7 protein-coding genes are annotated in these 7,326 nt (G+C 61.0%); 4 read left to right on the plus strand and 3 right to left on the minus strand.

All coding sequences use genetic code 11. The features are described from left to right. Nucleotides 1-90: 90 nt before the first annotated feature. A complete protein-coding gene (locus BUE92_RS23125) occupies nucleotides 91-813 on the plus strand; it encodes a pirin family protein (RefSeq protein WP_073526502.1) in 723 nt (240 codons plus the stop codon). Between the two features lie 145 nt (nucleotides 814-958). Further along, nucleotides 959-1,267, plus strand: coding sequence for a hypothetical protein (locus BUE92_RS23130; protein WP_073526504.1), 309 nt, complete (start codon nucleotides 959-961; stop codon nucleotides 1,265-1,267). Nucleotides 1,268-1,376: 109 nt separating this feature from the next. On the opposite strand, the gene BUE92_RS23135 is transcribed toward BUE92_RS23130, so the two are convergent. Then, entirely contained in the window at nucleotides 1,377-1,847 is a 471-nt protein-coding gene (locus BUE92_RS23135; RefSeq protein WP_014718112.1) for an Lrp/AsnC family transcriptional regulator, read from the minus strand. Nucleotides 1,848-1,970: 123 nt separating this feature from the next. Between BUE92_RS23135 and BUE92_RS23140 the strand changes: the two genes are divergently transcribed. After that, entirely contained in the window at nucleotides 1,971-3,215 is a 1,245-nt protein-coding gene (locus BUE92_RS23140; RefSeq protein ID WP_073526506.1) for a methionine gamma-lyase, read from the plus strand. A 228-nt stretch (nucleotides 3,216-3,443) separates the two neighbouring features. Next, on the plus strand, nucleotides 3,444-4,115 hold the full coding sequence (locus BUE92_RS23145) for a helix-turn-helix transcriptional regulator (RefSeq protein ID WP_178380744.1): 672 nt from the start codon (nucleotides 3,444-3,446) through the stop codon (nucleotides 4,113-4,115). A gap of 47 nt (nucleotides 4,116-4,162) precedes the next feature. On the opposite strand, the gene BUE92_RS23150 is transcribed toward BUE92_RS23145, so the two are convergent. Continuing rightward, nucleotides 4,163-6,121 carry a MacB family efflux pump subunit gene (locus tag BUE92_RS23150; RefSeq protein WP_073526510.1) on the minus strand — a complete coding sequence of 653 codons (1,959 nt, stop codon included), beginning with the start codon at nucleotides 6,119-6,121 and terminating at the stop codon, nucleotides 4,163-4,165. Between the two features lie 3 nt (nucleotides 6,122-6,124). Continuing rightward, nucleotides 6,125-7,276, minus strand: a complete 1,152-nt coding sequence (macA, locus tag BUE92_RS23155; protein WP_073526512.1) for a macrolide transporter subunit MacA — start codon at nucleotides 7,274-7,276, stop codon at nucleotides 6,125-6,127. Nucleotides 7,277-7,326 lie beyond the last annotated feature (50 nt).

Genomic DNA, 7,326 nt, shown 5'->3' on the forward strand with positions numbered 1-7,326 from the left:
CTTCTTAATCAATCATTCGTTAACCATTAACCTTCTTCTCAACGCAAGCGCTCTGCATATCGCAGCCCGCGCTCACTTGAGGACTGGACCATGCTGACCCTTCGCAAAGCTTCCGAACGCGGCGCCGCCAATCACGGTTGGTTGAAGTCGTTCCACACCTTCTCTTTCGCCAACTACTGGAACCCCAAGGAACAGGGTTTTTCCGACCTGCTGGTGATCAACGATGACCGCGTCGCCGCAGGCAAAGGCTTCGGCCAGCACCCGCACCGCGACATGGAGATCTTCTCCTACGTGCTCGAAGGCGCGCTGGAACACAAGGACACCCTGGGCACCGGCTCGGTGATCCGCCCCGGCGATGTGCAACTGATGAGCGCGGGCAGCGGCGTAGCCCACAGTGAGTTCAACCACAGCCAGCGGCTTGGCGTGCACTTCCTGCAAATCTGGATCGTGCCCAACGAAGCCGGCGCCAAACCGCGCTATCAGCAGGAGCATTTCACACAAGCGCAAAAACGTGGGCGCTTGCAGTTGATCATCTCGCCGGAGGGCGCCAACGGTTCGCTGACAGTGCGCCAGGACGCACGGGTGTATGCCGGGCTGTTCGACGCTGACGAAAGTGCCCGCCTGGAGCTGGCACCGGATCGCTACGCCTACATCCATGTGGCGCGCGGCAGCGTTGAACTCAACGGCCAGCGCTTGCAGGAAGGCGACGGTGTACGCGTACGGGACGAACGCCAGATCCGCCTGAGCCACGGCGAAGACGCCGAAGTACTGGTGTTTGACCTGCGCCCCAACGAACTGCCGCAAATGCCATGACGGCCGCAGTGATGGTCCCGCCAGCGGGACCATCGTTGGCATCGATAGTCACCATCAGCGCAATGAAGTTCTCTAAAAAAATGCAACGCGTAACATCAAACCCATGCCAAACGGCACCCAACTAAAACACTCGGAGCACATCATCATGAAACGCCAACTCTTGCTTAGCCTCGCTTTCTCGGTACTCGCTGCAAACGCTTTTGCCCACCCGGTTGTCGCTGAAGGCGGCGCGGATCGCCTGATAGAAACCCGTGTCGCCGAAGGTGGCGCGGATCGTCTGCAAGAACGTGGTTTGGCTGAAGGCGGTGCTGATCGCCTGCAGGAACGTGGCCTGGCTGAAGGCGGTGCCGATCGTCTGCAGGAACGTGGCCTGGCTGAAGGCGGTGCCGATCGCCTGCAGGAACGTGGCCTGGCTGAAGGTGGTGCCGAGCGTCTGCTGAGCACCCACGTATAACCCCGCACTGTTGGCGGGACACCCCAAACCGGCCTGATCAGCCGGTTTTTTTTCGTCTTCGATTTGCCTGGGTATCCACACAATGTCGACTGAAGCGATAAGCCGTGCCTCAACCCGGCAGCGGGATCACTCGCAGCGGCCGCACCGACTTGTAGGAAAAACTCGAATAGATCTCCTTGACGCAAGGCAAGGTCTGCAAGACCTCTCGGGCAAACTCACCGAACGATTCCAGGTCCTTGGCCACCACTTCCAGCAAAAAATCATAGCGCCCAGAGACGTTATGGCACGCCACAATTTCTGGAATGGCCAACAGTCGTTGCTCGAACGCCCGGGCAATTTCCTGGGTGTGGCTTTCCATCATGATGCTGACAAACGCGGTCACCCCGTAGCCCAGTGCCTTGGGCGAGAGAATCGCCTGGTAGCCACTGATCACCCCACTTTCTTCCAAGGTGCGCACCCGACGCCAGCACGGTGAAGTGGTAAGAGCCACCCGCTCGGCCAACTCGGCCACGGTCAGGCGGGCATTGCCCTGCAACGCGTTCAAAAGGGCTTTATCGGTGCGGTCCAGTTTGATGGGCATAACGTGCCTCTAATCGTTATTTTTATCGGTGTTTGATCCACAAACGCGGGTTTTTCCGGGCTTTTTTGCAAGGTTCATCTGTGGTTATGAGCATAGCATTGTAGGAAATAAGGAGCGCCCGACATGCACAATAAACACACCACATTCGGCTTTTCCACCCGAGCCATACACCACGGCTATAACCCCCAGGACCACCACGGCGCACTCGTCCCGCCGATCTATCTGTCGGCCACCTTCGCCTTTCCCACCGTCGAATACGGCGCCGCCTGCTTTGCCGGCGAAGCCAGCGGCCACTTCTACACGCGCATTTCCAACCCGACCCTGGCCCTGCTGGAGTCACGCATGGCCAGCCTGGAAAACGGCGAGGCCGCCGTAGCGTTCAGCTCCGGCATGGGCGCGATTGCCGCGACGTTCTGGACCCTGTTGCGCCCGGGCGACGAGATCATCGTCAGCCAGACGCTCTATGGTTGTACCTTCGCCCTGCTGCACCACGGCCTGAGCGAATTCGGCATCAAGGTGCGGCATGTCGACCTGACCGACCTCACCGCCCTGCAAGCAGCGTTCTCCCCGGCCACCCGCATGCTCTACTGCGAGACCCCGGCCAACCCCAACCTGCGCCTGATCGACATCGCCGCCGTGGCCGAGTTGGCTCATCAGCAACCCAATATCACCGTGGTGGTCGATAACACTTATTGCACCCCCTATCTGCAACGTCCCCTGGAACTGGGCGCCGATGTGGTGGTGCACTCGGCCACCAAATACCTCAGTGGCCACGGCGACATCACCGCAGGTATCGCGGTGAGCAACCAGGCCCTGGCGCAGCGCATTCGCCTGCAAGGGCTCAAGGACCTGACCGGCGCGGTGATGTCGCCCCAGGACGCCGCGTTGCTGATGCGCGGCCTCAAGACCCTGGGCCTGCGCATGGACCGCCATTGCAGCAACGCCCAAGCGGTGGCTGAGGCGTTGCAGGCGCACCCTGCGGTGCAGTGGGTAACCTACCCCGGTCTGCGTTCTTTCCCACAATACGAACTGGCAAACCGGCAAATGAAACTGCCCGGCGGCATGATCGCCTTTGAACTCAAGGGCGGCATCGAAACCGGCCAGCGCTTCATGAACGCACTGCAACTGTTCACCCGCGCAGTCAGCCTGGGGGATGCCGAATCACTGGCCCAACACCCGGCGAGCATGACCCACTCCACCTACACCCCCGAGCAACGGGCGCAGCACGGTATCAGCGAGGGTCTGGTGCGTTTGTCGGTGGGACTTGAAGACGTCGCCGACCTGCTGGCCGATATCCAACAGGCCCTGGCCAAGTGCAGCGCGGCCGACCTGCGGCCCATTGCGACAGCGGCGTATGCGATGAAATAGCGTCCAACCCCATGGGTTATGCGGTGCCTGGGCGGCGGTCGGAAGGATCCGACTGCCGCTCTGCCTGTTTAATGTTTTTTTCGCAGATTGGATCCCCCTCCTTTAGCCAGCCTGTACTAGCATGTCAGCGGCGGGACGCACTATCACTGCAGGTTATTCACATTAGTTACCTTCTTAACCCCCGTCGCTATAAGGCCCAATACCTGCACGAAACTCATGGACGATATGATGAACTCACACCTGTTCCCACAGATAGGCAAGGTCATCGCCAGCACCGGCAGCCGCCATTTCCCACGCATGCTGCATGACCTGATCCTCACCCAATTGGCAGTAGACGCCACTCATATCACCCAATTGCAAGTCAGCCGCGAAGGCCTTGGCCGTCGCAAGATCAGCCCGGTGTACACCGATTCGGTGGCGGCCCTGGGCAGCGAGCAACTCGCCGCACAACTGCACCTCACGCGCCGCAAGGACGATGTGCGCTATGTACTGTCGGTGTATCGCTCGCACCCGTCCGACAGCTTTTCCGCGCAAGAACGCAGCATGCTCCAGGACTTCTCCACGCTGTTGCTGCCCATGGTGGAAAAACACATCACCGCGCTGCAGCCATCGCTCCCGGACAGCCCGTGCGCAGTGCCTCAACACCAGGGCATCGACACCTTGCGCCGACGCATCCAGGAGCGCCTGCTGCAATCGGGGCTGACCTTGTCCAACCGTGAACTGGAGGTGTGCGTAGGCCTGCTGGCCGGGCGCACCGCGCCGGAGTTGGCCGAGCAACTGGCGTTGAAGGTCAACACCATCGAGAGCTACCTCAAGCGTGCGGCGATCAAGTTGGGGATCAGCGGGCGGCATTCGTTGTTGCGGTGGATGTACTCGACCGAGTCTGACACGGCCCTGTAAGCCAAGCAAAAATGCCCTGTGGGAGCCGGCTTGCCAGCTCCCACAGATCAGTCCCGGGCCAATGCCTCTATCGGGTCCAACCGCGCCGCATTCCGCGCCGGTACAAAACCAAACACAATGCCGATCAACGTCGAACAGGCAAACGCGGTAATGATCGAGCCCACCGAAAACACCATCTCCCACTCCTTCACAAACAGCGAAAACAGGTAGCCAATGGCGTAGGACAACGAGATCCCGATGATCCCGCCGATCAGGCACACCATCACCGCCTCCACCAGAAACTGCTGACGAATATCCGATTGCCGCGCCCCCACCGCCATGCGAATCCCGATTTCACGGGTGCGCTCGGTGACCGACACCAGCATGATATTCATCACGCCAATGCCGCCCACCAGCAAGGAAATCACCGCAATCAACGACAGCAGCAGCGCCAGGGAGCGGCTGGTTTTCTGCACCGTCTGCATGATGCTGTCGAGGTTATTGGTGAAGAAATCCTTGGTGCCGTGGCGTTGCAGCATGAGCTTATTGACGTTGTCTTCCACCACCTTGCTCGGCTGGCCGTCCTTGATGCGCACGGTGATGCTGTCCAGATGACGCTGGCCCAGCAGACGGCCCGCCGCGGTTTCGTACGGCACCCACACGTTCAGGGCCTTGCTGGCGGCGAACATGTTTTTATTGTCCGCCGTCACGCCGATCACCGTGCACGGCAGGTTGCCTATCAGGATCACCTGGCCCAGCGGGTCGATGTTGGGCCCGAACAGGCGCTGGCGGGTATTGTGGTCGATCACCACCACCTGGGCCTGGCGCCGTGCATCGCTTTCGCTGAAGGCAATGCCGGCTTCAAGCTTGAGGCCCTTGACCTTGAAGTAGCGATCGCTGACGCCATTGACCTGGGCATCCAGGTCGATATTGCCGTAGCGCAACAACAGGTTGCGCCCCACCACCGGCGTGGCGCTGTCGACGTAATACAGCTGGTTCAGCGCCTCCACATCCGACGGCATCAAGGTCTCGATGGCCGAGGCACGGCTGTCGCCAAAACTGGTGCCGGAAAAGATATCGATGGTGTTGCTGCCGATCGCCTGGATGTCCTTGAGCACATAGCGCTTGGCGCCTTCGCCGATGGCCGAGATCGACACCACCGAGGTGATGCCGATGACAATCCCGAGCATGGTCAGCAAGGTACGCATGCGGTGGGAGATCAGCGCCACCCACGCCATGTTGAATGCTTCCTTGAACAACCCCAGGTTCGCCACCAGGCGCCGCGCCCCGCTGCGTCGGGGCTCGACCGGCGCCTCGACGGGCAATTCCAGGCCGACGCTGTCGTTGGCCTTGTCGCTGATGATCTCGCCATCACACACCTCGACAATGCGCTGGGCGTTCGCCGCGACCTTGGGGTCGTGGGTGACGATAATCACCGTGTGCCCCGCCGCATGCAGCTCGGCGAGGATGCGCATCACCTCCTTGCCGCTGTGGGTGTCGAGGGCGCCGGTGGGTTCATCGGCCAGGATCACTTCACCGCCATTCATCAAGGCCCGCGCAATACTCACCCGCTGCTGTTGCCCGCCAGACAGTTGGCTGGGCCGATGGCTGGTGTGGCCCGACAGGCCCAGGCGTGCCAGCAGTTCCCCGGCGCGGCTATGGCGCTGGCTTTGCGGGGTGCCGGCGTAGATCGCCGGCATTTCCACGTTGTGCAAAGCGCTCAAGTGCGCGAGCAAATGGTAACGCTGGAAGATAAACCCGAAGTAATCGCGCCGCAGCTCTGCCAGTTGCTCATCGCCCAGGGAGCGGGTTTCGATGCCATTGATCTTGTAGCTGCCGGCGGTGGCGTAATCCAGGCCACCGAGGATGTTCATCAGGGTCGATTTACCCGAACCGGAGGCGCCGATAATCGCCAGCATTTCCCCGGCATGGATGGTCAGGTCGATGCCCTTGAGCGCGATGAATTCACGCTCGCCGGCCATGAAGCTGCGGGTGATGCCCTTGAGTTCCAACAGAGGCTGGGTCATGACTCAACTCCCCGCCACGGCAGGTGTAGCATCGCCGATCACCACGGTGTCGCCCTCGGCCAGGCCGTCAAGGATCTGCACCTTGACGTTGTTATTGATACCGGTCTTCACCGTGCGGGCGACCGCCTTGCCCTTGGCATCCAGCACCCGCACTTCGTAGCGGCCATCGGCATTGCGCACGCCCAGCGCCGCCACGGGCACCATCAGCGCGGCCTGGGCGGTGTCGAGCACGATGCGCACCTGGGCGGTCATGGCGATGCGCAGGCGGTGGTCGGGGTTGGGTACGTCGAACAACGCGTTGTAAAACACCGCGGTGTTTTGCTTCGGCGTGCCGGCGGTCTGGGTTTCCAGGAAGTTCTGCGGCGCCGGCTCGGTGCCGCGCAGCTTGGCGTAATAGCGCTTGTCCGCCTCGCCAAGGATGGTGAAGTACACCTGCTGGCCGGGGCTGATATGAATCACATCCGCTTCCGACACTTGGGCCTTGACGGTCATGGTGTCCAGGTCTGCCAGCTTGAGCAGCACGGGCGCCAACTGGCTGGCGATCACGGTCTGGCCTTCCTGGGTGACAATGCCCACCACGTCGCCGTCGATGGGCGCGTTGATGCGGGTATAGGCCAGGTTGACCTTGGCGGTGTCGATCTGGATGTGCGCGCTTTTGATCTGCGCGTCCAGGGACAGCAGGTTGGCCTGCTGCACCTGGTAGGTCGACTCGGCGTCTTCGAAATCCTGGCGTGACACCGACTCATCGGCCTGCAAACCCTTGTAGCGCTCATACACGGACTTGGCCTGCTTGAGCTGCGCGGCTGTCGCCCGGCGTTGGGCCTGGAGGTTTTCTTCATCGACCTGGGCTTTGCGCAGGGTGTTCTGCAGGATCAAGGGGTCGATTTCGGCCAGCCATTGGCCCTTCTTTACCTTGTCACCGACTTTGACTTTCAGCGACTTGAGCTGGCCAGAGACCTGGGCGCCGACGTCGACTTGTTTGACGCCTTCGAGCAGGCCGGTGGCCAATACCGCGTTTTCGATATCGCCGCGTTCGGCGGTAGCGGTGAGGTATTGGGGGGCGTCGGCGGGGGCGTTTACGGTGTAGATGGCCAGGCCGATTACGACGGCCACTGAAGCCAGAATGCCGATTTTGCGGAATTTAGACGTTTGCATGGTTGGCTTCTTGATTGAGTACAAATATGGTTGCGCGCTGACGCTGGCCT

The sequence above is a fragment of the Pseudomonas fluorescens genome (assembly GCF_001902145.1).
Lineage (GTDB): Bacteria > Pseudomonadota > Gammaproteobacteria > Pseudomonadales > Pseudomonadaceae > Aquipseudomonas > Aquipseudomonas fluorescens_BV.

Coding starts and splice junctions, on each gene's coding strand:
- BUE92_RS23125 (WP_073526502.1), top strand. CDS start 91: ATGCTGACCCTTCGCAAAGCTTCCGAACGCGGCGCCGCCAATCACGGT.
- BUE92_RS23140 (WP_073526506.1), top strand. CDS start 1,971: ATGCACAATAAACACACCACATTCGGCTTTTCCACCCGAGCCATACAC.
- BUE92_RS23145 (WP_178380744.1), top strand. CDS start 3,444: ATGAACTCACACCTGTTCCCACAGATAGGCAAGGTCATCGCCAGCACC.
- BUE92_RS23135 (WP_014718112.1), bottom strand. CDS start 1,847: ATGCCCATCAAACTGGACCGCACCGATAAAGCCCTTTTGAACGCGTTG.
- BUE92_RS23150 (WP_073526510.1), bottom strand. CDS start 6,121: ATGACCCAGCCTCTGTTGGAACTCAAGGGCATCACCCGCAGCTTCATG.
- BUE92_RS23130 (WP_073526504.1), top strand. CDS start 959: ATGAAACGCCAACTCTTGCTTAGCCTCGCTTTCTCGGTACTCGCTGCA.
- macA (WP_073526512.1), bottom strand. CDS start 7,276: ATGCAAACGTCTAAATTCCGCAAAATCGGCATTCTGGCTTCAGTGGCC.